The sequence below is a fragment of the Bradyrhizobium ganzhouense genome (genome assembly GCF_049949285.1).
Lineage (GTDB): Bacteria > Pseudomonadota > Alphaproteobacteria > Rhizobiales > Xanthobacteraceae > Bradyrhizobium > Bradyrhizobium ganzhouense.
This window is the reverse complement of the sequence record NZ_CP181318.1, coordinates 8621877-8638271: the sequence shown is the minus strand read 5'-3', so window position 1 is coordinate 8638271 and position 16395 is coordinate 8621877. Positions and strand designations below refer to the sequence as shown.

The window sequence follows — 16395 nt, the reverse complement described above, 5'->3', positions numbered from 1 at the left end:
CGACACGGGGTGGATGAGGCGCCCGTGTCGGACGCAGGATCCACGTGAGATCGGCCTCAGAACCTCAAATCAGTAGCAAGTACGGACGTTGCCGACGAACTGGCCGTAAGCGTTGTACTGGGCGACCCAGCCGCAGCGGTGATAGCCGTAATAGGGCTGGTTGCTGGCGGCGATCGCGGTGCCGACGATGGCGGCGGTGGCGATGCCGGCGCCGACACCGAAGCCCCAGCCGAGCGGCTTGGCTTGAGCGGTCGACGTGGTGGATGCGACGCTAGCGGTGACGGTGAGGGCGGCGAGAGCGACGGCGGCAATCTTGGTCTTGATCGACATGTGAAACTCCATCCGGGTTGAGGCGGTCCGTTGTGGTCCGCGTGCCCAATTGGACGGAGGCTTGCAGCAGCCGGTTCGAACACGCTCCATGCGGCTCTGGAATCCGGATCTTTCGTGAATGATTTCAAAAAGATGCGAGTTAGCCGAGGGGGCCCTTGGCGAGCCTGTTCACGTCGAAGTTATCGACCTCGGTCAGCAGCTCGCAGAATGCGCGCGCGCCCTGGTCGACGAGCTGCTCGCCCTTCTCGATCGCGGCCAGTGTCGCGTTGCCGACGGCGCCGCTGGCGTTGAGATCCTGCGCCTGCCAGGCAAAGGGCGCAGGCCGCTGCGTCGAGAGCCAGCGATATTGCTTCTCCATCGCGATGCTGCTCGCGGGAAAATCCGCGATCGCATTGGCGCGCACTTGGTCGGGATAGCGTGCCAGCATGATCGAGGTCTCGACCGCGCCGCCATGGATGCCGTGGCGCACTTCATCGGCCGGGAACAGTTTTTCCGCGCCCGACAGCCGCGACCATGATGTCGTCACCGCGAATAGTTTTTGATGCGCGCGAAGATCCTGCGCCACCAGCATCATCGCCGCGCTGTTGCCGCCATGGCTGGTGATGATGACGAGCTTTCTCACGCCGCGTCGTGCGACCTCCTCGCCGATTGCGGTCCACCGCTTCAGCGCCATTTCGGTCGGCAGCGTTTGCGTGCCCGGATAGTCGATATGCTCGGTGGAAATGCCGACCGGCTCAACAGGTAGGAACGTCGCCGGAATGGTCGCGGGCAGCACCTCCTGCACGCGCGCGAGATAGGCGTCTGCGATCAGCACGTCGGTCTCGAGCGGCAGATGCGGGCCGTGCTGCTCGGTCGCCGCCAGCGGCAGCACCGCGATCCAGCGCGATATGTCCGCAGGGTTCGCATCGGCCCAGTGGATCTCGGTCCAGTCGCGCGGAGGCGTCATCAAGGTTTCTTTGCCCGAATTTGTCACGTAGTTTGGTGTTATGGAGGGGACGCGGGCCTGGCCGGTTCGCGTCCCCGAATGTCTTGCGGTTTTATCGCGTTGGTTTGGCATCGGCCAGACACGATCGACGGAGTCCCATCATGAGCCCTTCCCATCTGCGGCGAGCGTTAACGGCAGGCTTGCTGGCCACGGTCGTGTCGATCCTGCCGGCGCGCGCGGAAACCCTGGACAAGGTCACCTTCGGTACCAACTGGGTCGCTGAGGCCGAGCATGGCGGCTTCTTCCAGGCGGTCGCCGACGGCACCTACAAGAAATACGGGCTCGACGTCACCATCATCCCGGGCGGGCCCAACGAGAACAACCGGATGCTGCTGATTGCCGGCAAGATCGATTTCTTCATGGCCGCGAACACGCTGATGTCGTTCGATGCCGTGGCGAACAACGTCCCCGTGGTGACCATCGCCGCGGTCTTCCAGAAAGACCCGCAGGTGATGCTGACACAGCCGGATGCGAAGGTCACAAAGATCGAGGAGCTCAAGCCGCTGACGCTGTTCGTCTCCAAGGAGGGCATGGGCAGCTACTTCCAGTGGCTCAAGTCCGAATACGGCTTCAGCGAGAAGAACGTCCGGCCCTATAATTTCAATCCGCAGCCCTTCATCGCCAACCCCAAGAGCGCGATGCAGGGCTACGTCACCTCCGAGCCCTTCGCCGTCGAGAAAGCCGCGGGCTTCAAACCCAACGTCATCCTGCTCGCCGATGCCGGCTTCAACACCTATTCGACCCTGATCGAAACCCGTCGCGACCTAGTCGAGAAGAAGGCGGACCTGGTGCAGCGCTTCGTCGATGCCTCCATGATCGGCTGGTACAATTACATCTACGGCGACAATTCCGCCGGCAATGCCATGATCAAGAAGCTCAATCCGGAGATGACCGACGAGCTGCTCGCCTATTCCGTCGCCAAGATGAAGGAATACGGCATCGTCGATTCCGGTGAGTCCCTGAAGAACGGCATCGGCGCGATGAGCGACGATCGCTACACCTCCTTCTTCAACAAGATGGTGAAGGCCGGCGTCGTGAAGGGCGATCTCGACTTCCGCAAGTCCTACACGCTGCGCTTCGTCAACAAGGGCGTCGGTGTCGAGCTGCGCCCCGCCAAGCCGTAGCGCAAGCGTTGATGTCGGACGCCAAAACTTCGCCCACGGTCGAGGCCAGCCTGACGGCGCTTGCCGTCAGCCTGCGCGGCGTGACGAAGGCCTATGACAATGGCGTCATGGCGCTCGGTCCCTTTGACCTCGCGGTGCGCAAGGGCGAGTTCATCTCGCTGCTCGGACCCTCCGGCTGCGGCAAGTCGACGGCGCTGAGACTGATTGCGGGGCTCAGCGCTGCGTCATCAGGCATGGTGCGGATGTCGCGTCATGAAGGCCCGGCGCAGATCGGCCATGGCATCGGCTTCGTGTTTCAGGAACCGACCCTGATGCCCTGGACCAGCGTGCGCGAGAATGTGCGGCTCCCCTTGAAGCTCGGCGGCGTCCCCAAGGCCGAAGGGCGGGCGCGGGCCGATGCAGCGCTCGCCAGCGTCGGTCTCGCCGATTTCGCCGATGCCTTTCCGCGTGAATTGTCCGGCGGCATGAAGATGCGGGTGTCGCTGGCGCGCGCGCTCGTTACCGATCCGGACATCCTCCTGATGGATGAGCCGTTTGCGGCGCTCGACGAAATCACGCGATTCCGCCTCAACAACGATCTGCTCGCGCTGTGGCGCAGCCTTGGCAAGACCGTCATCTTCGTCACCCATTCGGTGTTCGAATCTGTCTATCTGTCGCAGCGCGTCGTGGTCATGACGGCGCGGCCCGGCCGTATCCAGGCCGACATCCGTATCGAGACCGTCGAGCCGCGCGGTGAGGAGTTTCGCACCTCGGCGGCTTATTCCGACTATTGCCGGAGAGTCTCGGCTGCGTTGGCGCCGTCCTATTCGGGACAGTCGATGCTATGAGCGCGCAAGCCGCCGTCACCACAAAGCCGTCCGCCGCGCAAAGCGCGGTGCGTTTCGTGCTGCCCGTCATCGTGTTCGCGGCCGGACTTGCCGCCTGGGAGCTGGTGGTCCGCATCCGCGAGATCCCGCCCTATGTGCTGCCGGCGCCGTCGGTGATTTTCCTGACGCTGATCAAGGACTGGACGGTGCTGTCACAATCGCTCGCCACCACGCTGCTGACGACGCTGGAAGGTTTTGTCGCCGCGAGCATCGGCGGCATCGCACTGGCGCTGCTGTTCAACCAGTCAAAATGGGTGGAATATTCGCTGTTCCCCTATGCCGTCGTCCTCCAGGTGACGCCGGTGATCGCGATCGCGCCGCTGTTGCTGATCTACCTGGAACAGCAGACCGCGGTCGTCGTCTGCGCCTTCATCGTCGCCTTTTTCCCGGTGCTGTCGAACACCACGCTCGGGCTGAATTCGGTCGACCGCAACCTTGCGGGCCTGTTCCAGCTCTATGGTGCCTCGCCGCCGCAAACCCTGCGCTTCCTGAAACTGCCCGCGGCGCTGCCCTATATCTTGGGCGGCCTGCGCATTGCCGGCGGCCTGTCGCTGATCGGCGCGGTCGTGGCCGAGATCGCGGCGGGAACGGCGGGTGCCGGCTCAGGCCTCGCCTACAGGATCGCCGAATCCGGCTATCGATTGAACATACCCCGCATGTTCGCAGCGCTGCTTTTGCTGTCGCTGGCCGGGATTGTCATCTATGGGGTGCTGGCGCTAATTTCCCACCTCGTTTTACGGCGCTGGCACGAGAGCGCGCTTGGAAAGGAAAACTGATGTCTACCGGTTCGATTTCGTCCGACAAGATCGACCTTCTGATCTATGGGCCGGTGCGGCCGATCCTCGAGAACGGGTTTTCCGATCATTTCGTCGTGCACAAGGCCGAGACGCGAGGCGACCTCGAGCGGCTGACGCCGGCGATCCGCGAAAAGATCCGCGGCGTCGCGGTGACCTATCACACCGTCCGCGCCGACAAGGATTCGCTGTCGCAATTGCCCAAGATCGAGATGGTGGCGAGCTTCGGCGTCGGCTACGACCACATCGACGCCAAATACGCGGCCGAGCACAACATCATCGTCACCAACACGCCTGATGTGCTGACCGAGGAGGTCGCCGACGTCGCGATGGGCCTGCTGATCTCCACCGTGCGCGAATTCATCAAGGCCGACCGTTACGTCCGCTCCGGCCTCTGGCAGACCCAGAATTATCCGCTCAGCGTCGGCTCGCTGCGTGACCGCAAGGTCGGCATCGTCGGCATGGGCCGGATCGGCCAGGCGATCGCGCGCCGGCTCGATGCGTCGCTGGTGCCGGTGGTCTATCACTCGCGCAATCCGTCCAAGGACGTCTCCTACAAGCACTATCCCGACCTGGTCGAGATGGCGAAGGCGGTCGACACGCTGATGGTGATCGTGCCGGGCGGCGCCTCGACCAACAAGATGATCAATGCCGAGGTGCTCAAGGCGCTCGGCCCGCGCGGCGTGCTTGTCAACGTCGCGCGCGGCTCTGTCGTCGACGAGCAGGCGCTGATCCAGGCGTTGAAATCAGGCACCATCCTCGCCGCCGGTCTCGACGTGTTCGCGGCCGAACCCAACGTGCCGGACGAGCTCAAGACCATGCAGAATGTGGTGCTGCTGCCGCATATCGGCTCGGCCTCCGTGGTGACGCGCAATGCCATGGACCAGCTCGTGGTCGACAACCTCAAGTCCTGGTTCGCCGGCAAGGCGCCGCTGTCGCCGGTTGCGGAAACGCCGTTCAAGGGGCGCTGATGACCGTTGTTCGGGTCGTTGCTTTGCTGATCGCGGCTTCTATCGCCGCGGTCGGCGCTGCGCGCGCGCAGGATGCGACGAGCCTGAAGAAGGAGATGGTCGGGCAGTGGGAGCTCTCGACCACCGAACGCAGCAAGACCTGCGTCGTCACGATCAAGGGCGACCCGGTGGCGCAAGGTTTCAAGCTCGAGCTCGAACCGGCCTGCAAGACCGCGCTGCCCTTCACCAAGGATATCGTCGCCTGGAGTGTGAAAGGTCTCGACATCGTCCGTTTGCAGGATGCGACCGGTGAATCCGTGATCGACTTCACCGAGGTCGAGACCGGCATCTTCGAGGGCCTGCGGCAGGGCGAGGGCGTCTACATCCTGCAGGATCTCGCCGCCGCCCGTTCGATGGCCAAGTCGATGGACCAGATGATCGGCGACTGGGCGATGGTGCGCGGAAACGGCCAGCCGATCTGCGGGCTGACGCTGACCAACACGGAAGCCGATCAGGACAATTTCCAGGTCTTCCTCAAGCCGAAATGCGATGCGGCGATCGTCCAGTTCAACCCGACGCAATGGCGGCTCGAGCGCGGCCAGATCATCCTGATGTCTAAATCGGGTGATGTCTGGCAGTTCGAGGCCGACGACAACGCGCAATGGCGGCGGGTTCCCGATACGGCCGATCCCCTGATCATGCTGCGCCAATAGGCGCCCGCCCGTTCCTGCAATTTCTGCCTGCAATTGTTCCCGTGCCCAATTTTCATCGTGGCGATGTCGATCCGGCCCCGGCCTGATCGTCATCCCAATAGCGAGCTGATCGCGCGGCCGAACCGGCCGCGTCTCGCCTCAACAGGAGTTTTGCATGCGCTTCATGTACATCGTCACCTCCCCAAAGCCCATGGCAGGGCCGTCCCCGGCGCTGGCGGAGGCGATGCAAAGGATCTCCGAACGGGAGATCAAGGCCGGCCGGATGCTCGACAATGGCGGCCTGATGCCGCTTGCGACCGGCGCACGGGTGCGGATCGTCGACGGCGAGCTTAGCGTCATCGATGGCCCCTTCATCGAGGCCAAGGAAGTAGTCGGCGGCTATGCCATCTTCGAATTGCGCGACAAGGCGGAAGCCCTGGCCATGGCCAAGGAGTTCATGCAGCTGCACCTCGATCACATGCCGGGCTGGGAAGGCACCTGCGAATTGCGGGCGTTCGCAACGCCGGGCGTCGACGGGGCCTGCGAGGTCGATTCGCGTTCCGGTGTAGCCGCCCACGCCTGATGGCCAGCATAGCTTGTTCCGGTCGGCGGCGATGACGGCCGCCGACATCGATCAGGTCATCCGTGCCACGATTCACGCGACTTGGCGCGTCGTGCAGCCACGGCTGATCGCGACGCTGTCGCGGATGCTGCGCGACGTGCCGCTCGCGGAAGAGCTGACCCAGGACGCGCTGGTCGCGGCGCTCGAAGCCTGGCCGACCATCGGCGTGCCCGACAATCCCGGCGCCTGGCTCATGACGACCGCAAGGCGCCGCGCGCTCGATGTCTTGCGCCGCGGCAAGATGCTTAGCGAGAAGCACGACATGCTGGCGCGCGACATGTTGCAGGAGCAGGAGATCGTGCCCGATTTCGATGCCGCGCTCGACGATGATATCGGCGATGAATTGTTGCGGCTGGTCTTCACGGCCTGTCATCCGATCCTGTCGCGCGAGGCACGCGCGGCGCTGGCGCTGCGCATGATCTGCGGCTTGACCACGTCCGAGATCGCGCGCGCCTATCTCGTGCCGGAAGCAACCATTTCCCAGCGCATCGTCCGCGCCAAGCGAACATTGTCGGGATCCGGCCTCGCCTATGAGACGCCGGGCGGCGAAGCGTTGTCGGAGCGTCTCGCCTCGGTGCTGGAGGTCGTCTATCTGATCTTCAACGAGGGCTACCTTGCAGCGCGCGGCGAGGAATGGCTGCGGCCGCAGCTCTGCGACGAGGCGCTGCGGATGGGCCGCGTGCTCGCCGGCCTCGCCCCGGACGAGCCGGAGGTTCACGGCCTCGTCGCCCTGATGGATTTGAATGCCTCGCGGGCACGCGCGCGCACCGATACGAATGGTGATCCCATTCTGCTGATGGACCAGGATCGCACGCTCTGGGATTGGTTGCAGATCCGCCGCGGCCTGCGTTCGCTCGAACGTGCCGGTGAGCTCGGCGGCTCGGGGGGATTTTACGCGCTCCAGGCTGCGATTGCGGCGTGTCACGCCAGAGCGGAGACCGCTGGAGCGACCAACTGGCATCGCATCGCGCAGCTTTATGCCGAGCTGGCGCGGCTGGTGCGCTCGCCGATCATCGAGCTTAATCGTGCGGTCGCGGTTGGGATGGCCTGGGGACCGCAGGCCGGACTTGACGTGCTGGATGAGATCGCCAGCGCGCCGGCGCTGTCCGCCTATCATCATCTGCCGGCGGTTCGTGGTGATTTTCTGCAAAAGCTCGGACGTCTCGCAGAGGCGCGGCAGGCGTTCGAGGCTGCCGCGCATCTTGCGACCAACGGACGCGAGCGCGTGCTGATGCAGCGCCGCGCCGCGGCGCTCAGCGATCAGCCTCTCTAGGTCGTCGGCTTGGGCGGCGGCGCGGTGCCCTGGGCCCATTTCTCCAGCTTGCCGAGCACGCCCCAGGCGGTGAGCGCCAGCGAGATCGGGAGAGCGAACTGGCTCAGGCCCGGCACCGCTGACGCGATCGTCCCGAACAGCCCGGCAAGACCTCCGGCGTTGGGGCTTGCCGTCACGGCGGAGAGCAGCGCGGTGATCAGCGAGCCGCCGATGCCGAGCGCCGTCTTCTTGCCGTCCAGCAGCTTGCCGATGGTTTCGCCGAGCGCGCCATTGACTTGGCCGAGCACGGGCTTGTTGCTGAGCAGCGTGCTCAGCAGGTCGACCACCTGTTTGAGCTGATCGGCCGGAGCGGGATTTGCCGCCGCCGGCGTTCCCGGCACTGTCTTGGTGATGAGAGAGAGGAGCTGTCCGAGAACGCCGACTGGTGTGTTGGTCGCCGGTGTTGGGCTTACCGGATTTGCCGCTCCCGGCTGCAAGGCCTGCGTGAGGCCCTGCAGCTGGTTCAGGATCTGGGACAGCTGGATGGGCAGGCCTGCGGGCGTCGTCCCTGTCGATGGGATCGCTATCGGCGTTGGCGTCGTTCCTCCCGACTGGATGAGCTGTGTGAGATTCTCCAGTCGACCGAGGATTTGAGACAGATCGGCAGACTGTCCTCCCGACACCGCGCCTGCCGGTGTACCGCCTCCTGGCTGCACGACCTGTGAGATATTATCCAGTCGCTTGAGGATCTGGGACAGATCGACACTCGCCGTCTGGACCGGTTGCAGGCCCGCGCGCGTGATAGCGGCGATCGTGGTGCCGTCGAGCAGGCCGGTATCTTCGAGAGCGTGTTGTTGCTGAAACTGCGACACCGCCGCCTTGGTCTTCGGTCCGCTGATGCCGTCTTCATCGAGCCGCGGATTGGCGCCGAGCTTGTTGAGCGTCTGCTGCATCAGAAGAACCGATGACGCCACGTCGTCGTCGGGTTCGGAACGGCCGGCGTTGGGCGGGCTGCCGTCGAGCGTGATCGAGGAATCTTGCGACATCATCGCATGCAGGATCACCGCGGTGCCGAGCTGGGAATCGACATGGCTCGGGTCGAAGACGTGGTCCGCGACGAACTTGCCGGCCTTTGCCTCGGTCGGTCCGTAGAGGGTCGAGCCGCCGTAGAGATAGGGCGAGTTGACGCCCTTGGCGTGATAGCCGAGGCCGTTGAAGCATTCGAGCCTGAACAGGGTGCGTGCGATGCCCCAGTCCTGCGTTCCGACGAAATTCTCGATCCTCAGCGCATCCACGGCACCATCGACGAACGAGGCGAACGGGCCGCGCCCTTTCGGAACGAGGCACGTCACGCGCTTCAGCGACTCGCCGTTGCCGAGATAGGTGTCGAAATCGAAATTGGATTCGCGATAATGGCACAGCGCGACGAAGTGCCAGGGCACGCCGGTCAGCCGCTCGACCTGCTGATAGGTCGTCTTGCCGTTGATCGCCTTGCGCGCGACGGCGTTTGCCTCGGCGAGGCGTGCGGGCCGGATCTCGATATTGGCCCAGTTTCTTTCATATTCGCTTTTCAGACTCTCGAATGACACCATCTCCCGCTCCCGCAAATTGATGAAGTATTGCTTCGTCGTGCAAGTCAGGCGCGAGCCGCGTGCCATCATCGGCGGCATGGGCTCTCGGCGTGGCGTCACAAATGTGGCAGCTCGCCGCTTGGGTGCATGTGAAATGGCTTACAGGTGCAGCGCGAAAGATTGCGGTGAAACGACGCAACCTCAGTCGATGCCGCGCCTCTACTTGTCGTGCGGCCGGCTTGTTGCACGATGCGGTTTATGCAACCATGCGGAGAGCGCAACTTCGTCCGAGCCACGCGATGTTCAGAGCCGTCGTCCTCGTCGTTCTCGCCTTTGCCCTGTCCGCCTGCGATGTCGTGGCCACGCTGAAGGACGGACTGCAGCAAGCCAAGGCGGTCGAAGGTGATCTCGAACAGTCGACCGGCGTCAAGCCACGGGTCGGCTTCAACTGGCACAATGGACGCCTCACATCGGTGACCGTCCTATTCCCGGGCCTCTATCAAAAGAAGCCCCTGGATGACCTCGCCGGCCTTGTGCGCACGGCGGTGACCAAGGAATTCAAGCAGACGCCGGACGCGATCGTGCTGTCCTTTGCCCTGGACAAAGGGCCCTCGGCCTGAGGCGCGCAAGTTGGCGCGACAAGCTGGATATTTGGCGCAAGAGGCGAGGGCGCCGGATAGCGCTGGCCTCAAGCCTCTACCGGCGTTATGACGGGCGGCCCTGAACAGGAGGATTCGGAATGCTTCGAGGTCTTGGAATTGCGGCGTGCCTGACGGTGGCCATGGCCATACCGGTCCATGAAGCGACAGCGCAGGACGCCGTCGGCGGCGCCATTATTGGCGGCGTGGGCGGAGCGATCCTGGGCGGCGCGCTTGGCGGTGGCCGCGGCGCCGCCATCGGTGCCGTCGTCGGAGCCGGAACGGGAGCAGCGATCGCCTCCGAAGGCGAGCGCCGCCGGTCCGGCTATTACGCCTATCAGCGCGGCTGCTACATGCAGCGCCCGGACGGCCGCTACGTCCCGGTCGATCCGCGATATTGCTACTGAACGGACTTTGCGCCGGCGGCGTCTCGCACGCGCCGGCGCTGCCATGTCCGATCGCTGTTCTCAGGCAGCGCTGGCCCGGCTGACGGCATCGCCGAGCTCGCCATTGGTGTAGGCCTTGCCGCCGATGCCCCACAAGCCGTCCACCGCATAGACCATGTTGACGAAAATCCGCTCGCGCGGATGGCGGCCTTCCGCTGCCTTGAACACGATCTCGGTGGCGTCGGCGATGAAGCCCGCCTTTTGCTCTGGGCTCGCCAGCGCGAAGGACGGGACTTTCAACTCGACCACGACGATGTCGTTTGACGTCCCGCCGGCAAAGGACCGGCCCTTCGGGACGGTGCTGATCTCGCCGATCACGTTCGGCGTGAGGAACGCATTGCCCGCGAGATCGTGATGCCTGAGAAACGCGGCGGTCAGCTCGGCGAACATGGTTTTCTCGGCGGTTGCAGTGAAGATGCCATCCGTGGCGACGACGGTGATCGGCATGACCAAAACTCCCTTCGTGATGTGAGCGTCGCGAACGCCGGCTGCGATCGCGGCTTGCGATAATATTGCGATCGTTATATAACGATCGTGATTGCATTCGCACGACCAGGGCGATGCCGTCAACATTAAAATAGCGATCGTTATCTAAAAAAGGTGCGGTGGTGCGATACAAGTCCGGACACAAGGAAGAGGCCCGCGCGCGCATGGTGGCGGCGGCTGGCCGCGGCTTTCGCCGCCAGGGGTTTGGCGGCATCGGCGTCGACGGCCTTGCCAAGGAGGCCGAAGTCACCTCCGGCGCGTTCTACGGGCACTTCTCGTCCAAGGGTGAAGCGTTCAAGGCCGCGCTGGTGGCGGGCCTCGAAGAGCTGCGCCAGGGTGTCGAGGGCCTGCGGGCCGAGCATGGCGCCAAATGGGTCGCGGCGTTCGTCGATTTCTATCTCGGACAAAAGCGGGTCTGCGAGCTCGGTTCGAGCTGCGCCTTGCAGAGCCTGACCTCGGAGGTGCAGCGCGCGGACGCCGGGATCAAGACCGTGTTCGAGGCCGAGATCGAGGGCGTCGTGAACGCGGTCGCGGATGGCCTGCCAGGCCGAACGTCCAAAGACAGACGTGCGCGCGCCTGGGCGCTGCTCTCGATCCTGTCCGGCGGTGTCACGATGGCAAGGGCCGTCGCCGACGAGGATGTCAGCGCGGCGATCGCGTCGGCGTGTCGCGCGGCTGCGCTCAAGGCCTGTGCCGAGATTTGACTGGCTGGAAGCGGAGAACCGCAGATGCAGATGTCGAACTATCTCTTCTTCACGACGCATTGCGAGGCGGCGCTCGCCTTCTATACCGCCTGCGGCCTCGGCGAGGTGACCGAGATCAAGCGCCACGGCGCCGCCGGACCGATGCAGGGCAAGATCCTGCATGCGAAATTCGAGGGACCGGGCATCCAGTTCTACGCATCCGACAATGACGATGCCGAGCCGATGCGTGGATCGGCGCATATCCTGATGATGGACGACGCGCAGGCGACGACGGGTCTGTTCGCGCGCCTCGCCGAAGGCGGCACGATCACCACGCCGCTCGGGATCCAGCCCTGGGGCGATTATTACGGCAAGCTCACCGATCGCTTCGGTGTGCAATGGATGCTGAACTGCACCTTGGCGCGGCCTTAGATCAACCTCATCCCCCGCAAACTCGCATGCCCGTTCTTGCCGACGATGATGTGATCATGCACGGCAATCCCGAGCGGCTTGGCGATGTCGATGATCGCCTTGGTCATCTGGATGTCGGCCTGCGAGGGTGAGGGATCGCCGGAGGGGTGGTTGTGCACGAGGATGATCGCGGTCGCCGAGAGCTCGAGCGCGCGCTTGATCACCTCGCGCGGATAGACCGGGGTGTGGTCGACGGTGCCGGTCTGCTGTATCTCGTCGGCGATGAGCTGGTTGCGCTTGTCGAGGAAGAGCAGGCGAAACTGCTCCTTGTCGGCGAAGGCCATGCTGGTGCGGCAATAGGCGATCACCTCGTTCCAGGACGACAGCGCGTTGCGGTTGTTGACCTCGCCCTTGGCGACGCGGTGCGCCGCCGCGGCGATCAGCTTGAGCTGGTTGATGGCGGCTTCGCCGACGCCGTCGATCTCGCGCAAGCGTGCCACCGGCGCGTGGACGACTTCGGCGAACGAGCCGAAGGTCTTGATCAGCGTCTTCGCCAGCGGCTTGGTGTCGCGCCGCGGCAGCGCCGGAAACAGCGCCATCTCCAGCAGCTCGTAATCGCTGAGTGCGTCCGCGCCCGCACTATAGAAGCGCTCGCGCAGCCGTTCGCGATGGCCGAGATAGTGCGGCGTGTCCTCCGGCTTGCTGTCGTCGGCCTTGGTTTTGGCGGGCATCGCATACAAGCATGCCGTTCCGGGGGCGTTTTGCAACCATGAAGTGTCTTGGGCTCTGGCGGCCGGCCTTTCTGGAAGCCAATAGCAACAGTCCCGTTTTGCCGGCCAGCTCGGCTCGATCGGAGGCCCTGATCCAACCGGACGTCGGGGAATATGTAATTGACTGTTCATTCCAGAACTGCTATTGCAGGCTCATGGCGAGACCGAAGGAATTTGACAGGGAAGAAGCGCTCGCTGCCGCGATCGCCGTCTTCCGCGAACATGGTTTTGAGGGAACTTCGACCCCGATGCTCGTGGACGCGATGGGTATTGGACGCCAGAGCATCTACGATACCTTCGGCGACAAGTGGCAGCTCTATTGCGCATCTGTGCAGCGCTATGCGGCCGCCGAGACCGGGGCTCATCTGTCCGCTCTGCGGGGGCAGCCACGCGCGATGGACGGCGTCAGGGCCATGGTCGAGCGCGTCGTCGGTGAGGCGCATCAAGCCTGCCTCGGCGTCGGTTCGATGTGCGAGTTCGGCCGCACGCGGGACGATCTCACCGAGATCCATCACGCTGCCGGGCGGCCGCTCCGCCTGGCGGTTTCGAAACGAATGCGCGAAGCGCAGGCCGACGGCGATGCTTCGGCCGACATCGATGCCGACGAAGCGGCGGAGTTTCTGCTGGCAAGCTTCGCCGGCATCCGCATTGCAGCCCGAGGCGGCGCAAAGGCCCGGCACTTGCGAGCGCTCGGCGACATGGCGCTGCGCGCGCTCTCGTAAGGCGGATCTTCTTTTTTGCATAATTCTGGAACGATCAATCAAATACGGAGCAACACCATGAAGGCTGTGGTCATGAATCGTCGAGGCGGTCCCGACGTCATCGCTTGTGTCGAGCGGCCGGACCCGTTACCGGGCCCGGGTGACGTGCTGGTCGAGATCGCGGTCGCAGGCGTCAATTTCATGGACGTGGGTGTCAGGCAAGGAATGGCCTGGACCAGCATGTCCGATCCAAAGATCCTGGGCGTCGAGGGCGCGGGCCGGGTGCTCAGGGTTGGCGACGCCGTCGATGGCTTCCGGATCGGCCAACGCGTTGCCTGGGTCTATGCACCCGGAAGCTACGCCGACAAGGTTGTGGTCCCTGCGACGTCGCTCGTGCCCCTGCCCGATGCGATCGACGACAGCACTGCCGCGTCGGTGATGATGCAGGGGCTCACCGCCAGTCATTTCGCGACGGATTTCTATCCGGTGCAGCAAGGTGATATCGCCCTCGTTCACGCCGCCGCAGGTGGCGTCGGCCTGCTCCTGACCCAGATCATCAAGCTGCGAGGTGGACATGTGATTGGCCGCGTCTCGTCGACCGACAAGGTGGCGGTCGCGAAGGACGCGGGCGCCGATCATGTGATCGTGGACGCCGAGGGCGAATTCGCCGGCGAAGCGGTGCGGCTGTCGGGCGGCGCGGGCGTGCACGTCGTCTATGACGGCTCCGGCCCCAAGACCTTCCAGGGCTCGCTCGATGCGCTCCGGCGCTCGGGCACGTTCTGCTGGTATGGACCCGTGCTCGGCGGGCCTGGACCGCTCGACATCATGAGCCTGCCGAAGAGCATCAAGATCGGTTACGCCACGTTCTTCGATCATATTCACACGCCCCAAAAGCTCCGCGCGCGCTCGGCGCAGCTGTTCGACTGGATCGTCGAGGGCAAGCTCAAGATCAGGATCGGCGGGCAATATCCCCTGGCTGATGCAGCGAAAGCCCATGCCGACATGGAAAGCCGCGCGACGACCGGCAAGCTGCTTCTGATCCCGTGAGCGGCGAAGAGCTTGGTCGTCGGGGCTAAAGCGTCGCAGGCCTCACTTGTCGCGCTTCAACCCCGGCACCAGCGCAGCCAGCCGGTCCCTGATCGGACGTCCGAACATCGCCCCGCCCATGCCGCCGGGCGGTGGACCCGGCGGCAGTCCGGCGCGCATGCCGGGCCGCGGCGGTGGGCCTGCGCGTCCGACAGTCACGACCGCCCGGCGGTCGACGCCGAGCGTCAGCGTCGCGACGTAGCGGTCACGCTCCTCCTTCACCGCGCAGAAGGCGCGATGCTCCGGATCGGAACGTTCGATGACGTGATCGTTGGCGTTGATCACCATGCGCTGCCGTGCGCGGTCGCCATAATCAGGCACGTTGGTATAGATGAACTCGTTGAGCGCATCCGGCAGGAAGGTCTGCCCGGTCAGCACGGTGCGGTCGCCGAGAAAAATTTTGAAATGGATGTGGGTGGTGCGGCCGTCATACCAGCCGGGATAGATCGTGTTGAAATTCACCCAGCCGGCGCCGTCGGTCGTTTGCGTGCCGCGCAGGAACGTCTTGCCGGTCGCATCGACATTGTGGTCGTCGCTCTGGCCAGGAAAGGCCGAATAGAGCCCTTTCGCGTCGCAATGCCAGATGTCGACCCGCGCGTCATGAATCGCCGTGCACGATCCGGCATCGATCACCCGCAGCCGCAAGGTCAGCGGCACGCCCGGCTTGCCCTCGGCGATGTCGGATCGCACGAGTTTCGGGTCGGAATAGAACGGCCCTTCCTCCGCCTGCGGCGTCAGGATGCAGGCGGGCTCGGCGTCCGCCCCAATGGGGGCAGCCTCCGCGTTGCCGGGCAACAGGCCTGCGGCGCTGGCCGACACAAATCCGAGAAAGCCGCGGCGCGTCGACGTACTCACTCCGTCTCTCCTGTCTGTTGACGAGAGATCGTCATCGAGAAAGAGGTTGGCAAGATCAGGCTTTGAAGATGGCGACAATCAGCCTGACGGTTTCTGATCGTGTCGCGCCGGCGAGGGCAGTGTGACGGTGACCACCCCGGTGAGAATGAACGCCATTCCGGCCAGAATTGACCAGGTAAAACTCTCGCCGAGCAGGGTGGTGCCGAGCATCACCGCGAAACCTGCGCGCAGATAACTCCCGCTGGTCGTGCCGAGCGGGCCGATCGTGCGGATCAGCCGGAAATAGATCACCATCGCGAGCGCCGTGCAGACGATCGCGAGTGCGACGACAGCCGCGATCGCCTGCGCCGGCGGCGGCGCCAGCATCCATGGCCGCTCGAGGATCGCGGCCGCGGGCAGCATCAGGATCGCGGCGCAGCTCATGGCGCCTGCCGCCGTGACGATCGGGGGAAGTTTTTTGAACCGCTGCCCCCATAGCGGCGCGAGCGCGTAGCAAAGGCTCGCGCCGAGCACGGCCGTCTGCGCCAGCGGCGCGGACGTGCCGATCCCGGACAGCGCGTCGATCCCCACGGTCACGGCGACACCGGCGAGGCCGAGAGCGACGCCCGCGATCTTGCGGCCGCTGATCGCCTGTCGCCCGCGCCCCGTCATCAAGGCGATCGAGAGCACGAACATCGGTGGTGTCGCGTTGAGTACCCCGGCGAGGCCGCTGGTGATATGCGCCTCGCCCCAGCTGATCAGGGTGAATGGCAGCGCGCTTTGCAGCACGCCTTGCACGAGAAAGGCAGCCCAGACCGATCCCTGGCGAGGAAGTGCGTGCCCCTGCGCCGTCGCAATGAGAAGGAGAAGACCTGCCGCGAGGGTCACGCGTGCCGCGACCATCGTGAATGGCGGAATCGATGGGATCGCCAACTTGATCAGCGTGAACGAGCTGCCCCAGATCAGCGAGAGCAGCAGCAACAGGGCGATCTCGCAGGCAAGGGCGGCTTGTTCCGATGTTGCCGGTTCGGCCTGCGTGCTCATGCGGTGTGCTCCGTGACTTGCCGGCAGCATGATCAGGAAGCAGCGGCGCGGGCTGGCCGAATTCGGACCTCATCGTCCGATCGAGTCCGATTTCAGCTACTCGGCGGGCC

Annotated in this window: 20 protein-coding genes; 13 read left to right on the top strand and 7 right to left on the bottom strand. The window is 64.5% G+C overall.

Going from position 1 to position 16395, the window contains the following annotated elements; translation table 11 throughout:
* Positions 1–69: 69 nt before the first annotated feature.
* Both ACLFLU_RS40205 and ACLFLU_RS40200 read right to left on the bottom strand, forming a co-directional pair.
* Complete coding sequence (locus ACLFLU_RS40205) at positions 70–330, bottom strand: hypothetical protein (RefSeq protein WP_426410151.1); 261 nt, start codon at positions 328–330, stop codon at positions 70–72.
* A gap of 139 nt (positions 331–469) precedes the next feature.
* A complete protein-coding gene (locus tag ACLFLU_RS40200) occupies positions 470–1276 on the bottom strand; it encodes a creatininase family protein (RefSeq protein WP_426410150.1) in 807 nt (268 codons plus the stop codon).
* A gap of 140 nt (positions 1277–1416) precedes the next feature.
* Between ACLFLU_RS40200 and ACLFLU_RS40195 the strand changes: the two genes are divergently transcribed.
* From ACLFLU_RS40195 to ACLFLU_RS40165, 7 genes are all read left to right on the top strand, one after another.
* The gene (locus ACLFLU_RS40195) at positions 1417–2439 is read left to right on the top strand and encodes an ABC transporter substrate-binding protein (RefSeq protein ID WP_426410149.1); all 1023 of its coding nucleotides are present in this window, start codon (positions 1417–1419) and stop codon (positions 2437–2439) included.
* Between the two features lie 11 nt (positions 2440–2450).
* On the top strand, positions 2451–3266 hold the full coding sequence (locus tag ACLFLU_RS40190; protein WP_426410148.1) for an ABC transporter ATP-binding protein: 816 nt from the start codon (positions 2451–2453) through the stop codon (positions 3264–3266).
* On the top strand, positions 3263–4081 hold the full coding sequence (locus ACLFLU_RS40185) for an ABC transporter permease (protein ID WP_426410147.1): 819 nt from the start codon (positions 3263–3265) through the stop codon (positions 4079–4081). The genes ACLFLU_RS40190 and ACLFLU_RS40185 overlap by 4 nt, the downstream gene beginning before the upstream one ends.
* Positions 4081–5070, top strand: a complete 990-nt coding sequence (locus tag ACLFLU_RS40180) for a 2-hydroxyacid dehydrogenase (RefSeq protein WP_426410146.1) — start codon at positions 4081–4083, stop codon at positions 5068–5070. Before ACLFLU_RS40185 ends, ACLFLU_RS40180 begins: the two co-directional genes overlap by 1 nt.
* On the top strand, positions 5070–5762 hold the full coding sequence (locus tag ACLFLU_RS40175) for an AprI/Inh family metalloprotease inhibitor (protein ID WP_426410145.1): 693 nt from the start codon (positions 5070–5072) through the stop codon (positions 5760–5762). The genes ACLFLU_RS40180 and ACLFLU_RS40175 overlap by 1 nt, the downstream gene beginning before the upstream one ends.
* Positions 5763–5916: 154 nt before the next feature.
* The gene (locus ACLFLU_RS40170) at positions 5917–6324 is read left to right on the top strand and encodes a YciI family protein (RefSeq protein WP_426410144.1); all 408 of its coding nucleotides are present in this window, start codon (positions 5917–5919) and stop codon (positions 6322–6324) included.
* Positions 6325–6355: 31 nt separating this feature from the next.
* Complete coding sequence (locus tag ACLFLU_RS40165; RefSeq protein ID WP_426410143.1) at positions 6356–7636, top strand: RNA polymerase sigma factor; 1281 nt, start codon at positions 6356–6358, stop codon at positions 7634–7636.
* Here the strand turns inward: ACLFLU_RS40165 and ACLFLU_RS40160 are convergent.
* The gene (locus ACLFLU_RS40160) at positions 7633–9207 is read right to left on the bottom strand and encodes a peptidoglycan-binding protein (protein ID WP_426410142.1); all 1575 of its coding nucleotides are present in this window, start codon (positions 9205–9207) and stop codon (positions 7633–7635) included. The genes ACLFLU_RS40165 and ACLFLU_RS40160 overlap by 4 nt on opposite strands.
* Positions 9208–9485: 278 nt before the next feature.
* Between ACLFLU_RS40160 and ACLFLU_RS40155 the strand changes: the two genes are divergently transcribed.
* Complete coding sequence (locus tag ACLFLU_RS40155; protein ID WP_426410141.1) at positions 9486–9806, top strand: hypothetical protein; 321 nt, start codon at positions 9486–9488, stop codon at positions 9804–9806.
* Between the two features lie 119 nt (positions 9807–9925).
* Complete coding sequence (locus ACLFLU_RS40150) at positions 9926–10231, top strand: YMGG-like glycine zipper-containing protein (RefSeq protein WP_426410140.1); 306 nt, start codon at positions 9926–9928, stop codon at positions 10229–10231.
* Between the two features lie 60 nt (positions 10232–10291).
* On the opposite strand, the gene ACLFLU_RS40145 is transcribed toward ACLFLU_RS40150, so the two are convergent.
* Positions 10292–10717 carry a tautomerase family protein gene (locus ACLFLU_RS40145; RefSeq protein ID WP_426410139.1) on the bottom strand — a complete coding sequence of 142 codons (426 nt, stop codon included), beginning with the start codon at positions 10715–10717 and terminating at the stop codon, positions 10292–10294.
* Positions 10718–10878: 161 nt separating this feature from the next.
* Between ACLFLU_RS40145 and ACLFLU_RS40140 the strand changes: the two genes are divergently transcribed.
* Together ACLFLU_RS40140 and ACLFLU_RS40135 are read left to right on the top strand one after the other, a co-directional pair.
* Positions 10879–11460: a TetR/AcrR family transcriptional regulator gene (locus ACLFLU_RS40140; RefSeq protein WP_426410138.1), complete on the top strand. Its 582-nt coding sequence runs from the start codon at positions 10879–10881 to the stop codon at positions 11458–11460.
* Positions 11461–11484: 24 nt separating this feature from the next.
* Positions 11485–11871, top strand: coding sequence for a VOC family protein (locus tag ACLFLU_RS40135; RefSeq protein ID WP_426410137.1), 387 nt, complete (start codon positions 11485–11487; stop codon positions 11869–11871).
* Here the strand turns inward: ACLFLU_RS40135 and radC are convergent.
* Complete coding sequence (radC, locus tag ACLFLU_RS40130; RefSeq protein ID WP_426410136.1) at positions 11868–12581, bottom strand: RadC family protein; 714 nt, start codon at positions 12579–12581, stop codon at positions 11868–11870. The genes ACLFLU_RS40135 and radC overlap by 4 nt on opposite strands.
* A gap of 194 nt (positions 12582–12775) precedes the next feature.
* Here radC and ACLFLU_RS40125 point away from each other — a divergent pair, with 194 nt between their 5' ends.
* Positions 12776–13342 (top strand): TetR/AcrR family transcriptional regulator, encoded by a 567-nt coding sequence (locus ACLFLU_RS40125; RefSeq protein WP_426410135.1) that lies wholly within the window; start codon positions 12776–12778, stop codon positions 13340–13342.
* A gap of 57 nt (positions 13343–13399) precedes the next feature.
* Complete coding sequence (locus tag ACLFLU_RS40120) at positions 13400–14368, top strand: quinone oxidoreductase family protein (RefSeq protein WP_426410134.1); 969 nt, start codon at positions 13400–13402, stop codon at positions 14366–14368.
* 42 nt (positions 14369–14410) lie between these two features.
* On the opposite strand, the gene ACLFLU_RS40115 is transcribed toward ACLFLU_RS40120, so the two are convergent.
* Positions 14411–15262 (bottom strand): intradiol ring-cleavage dioxygenase, encoded by an 852-nt coding sequence (locus tag ACLFLU_RS40115; protein WP_426410133.1) that lies wholly within the window; start codon positions 15260–15262, stop codon positions 14411–14413.
* A 78-nt stretch (positions 15263–15340) separates the two neighbouring features.
* The gene (locus ACLFLU_RS40110) at positions 15341–16285 is read right to left on the bottom strand and encodes a DMT family transporter (RefSeq protein WP_426410132.1); all 945 of its coding nucleotides are present in this window, start codon (positions 16283–16285) and stop codon (positions 15341–15343) included.
* Between the last annotated feature and the right edge of the window lie 110 nt (positions 16286–16395).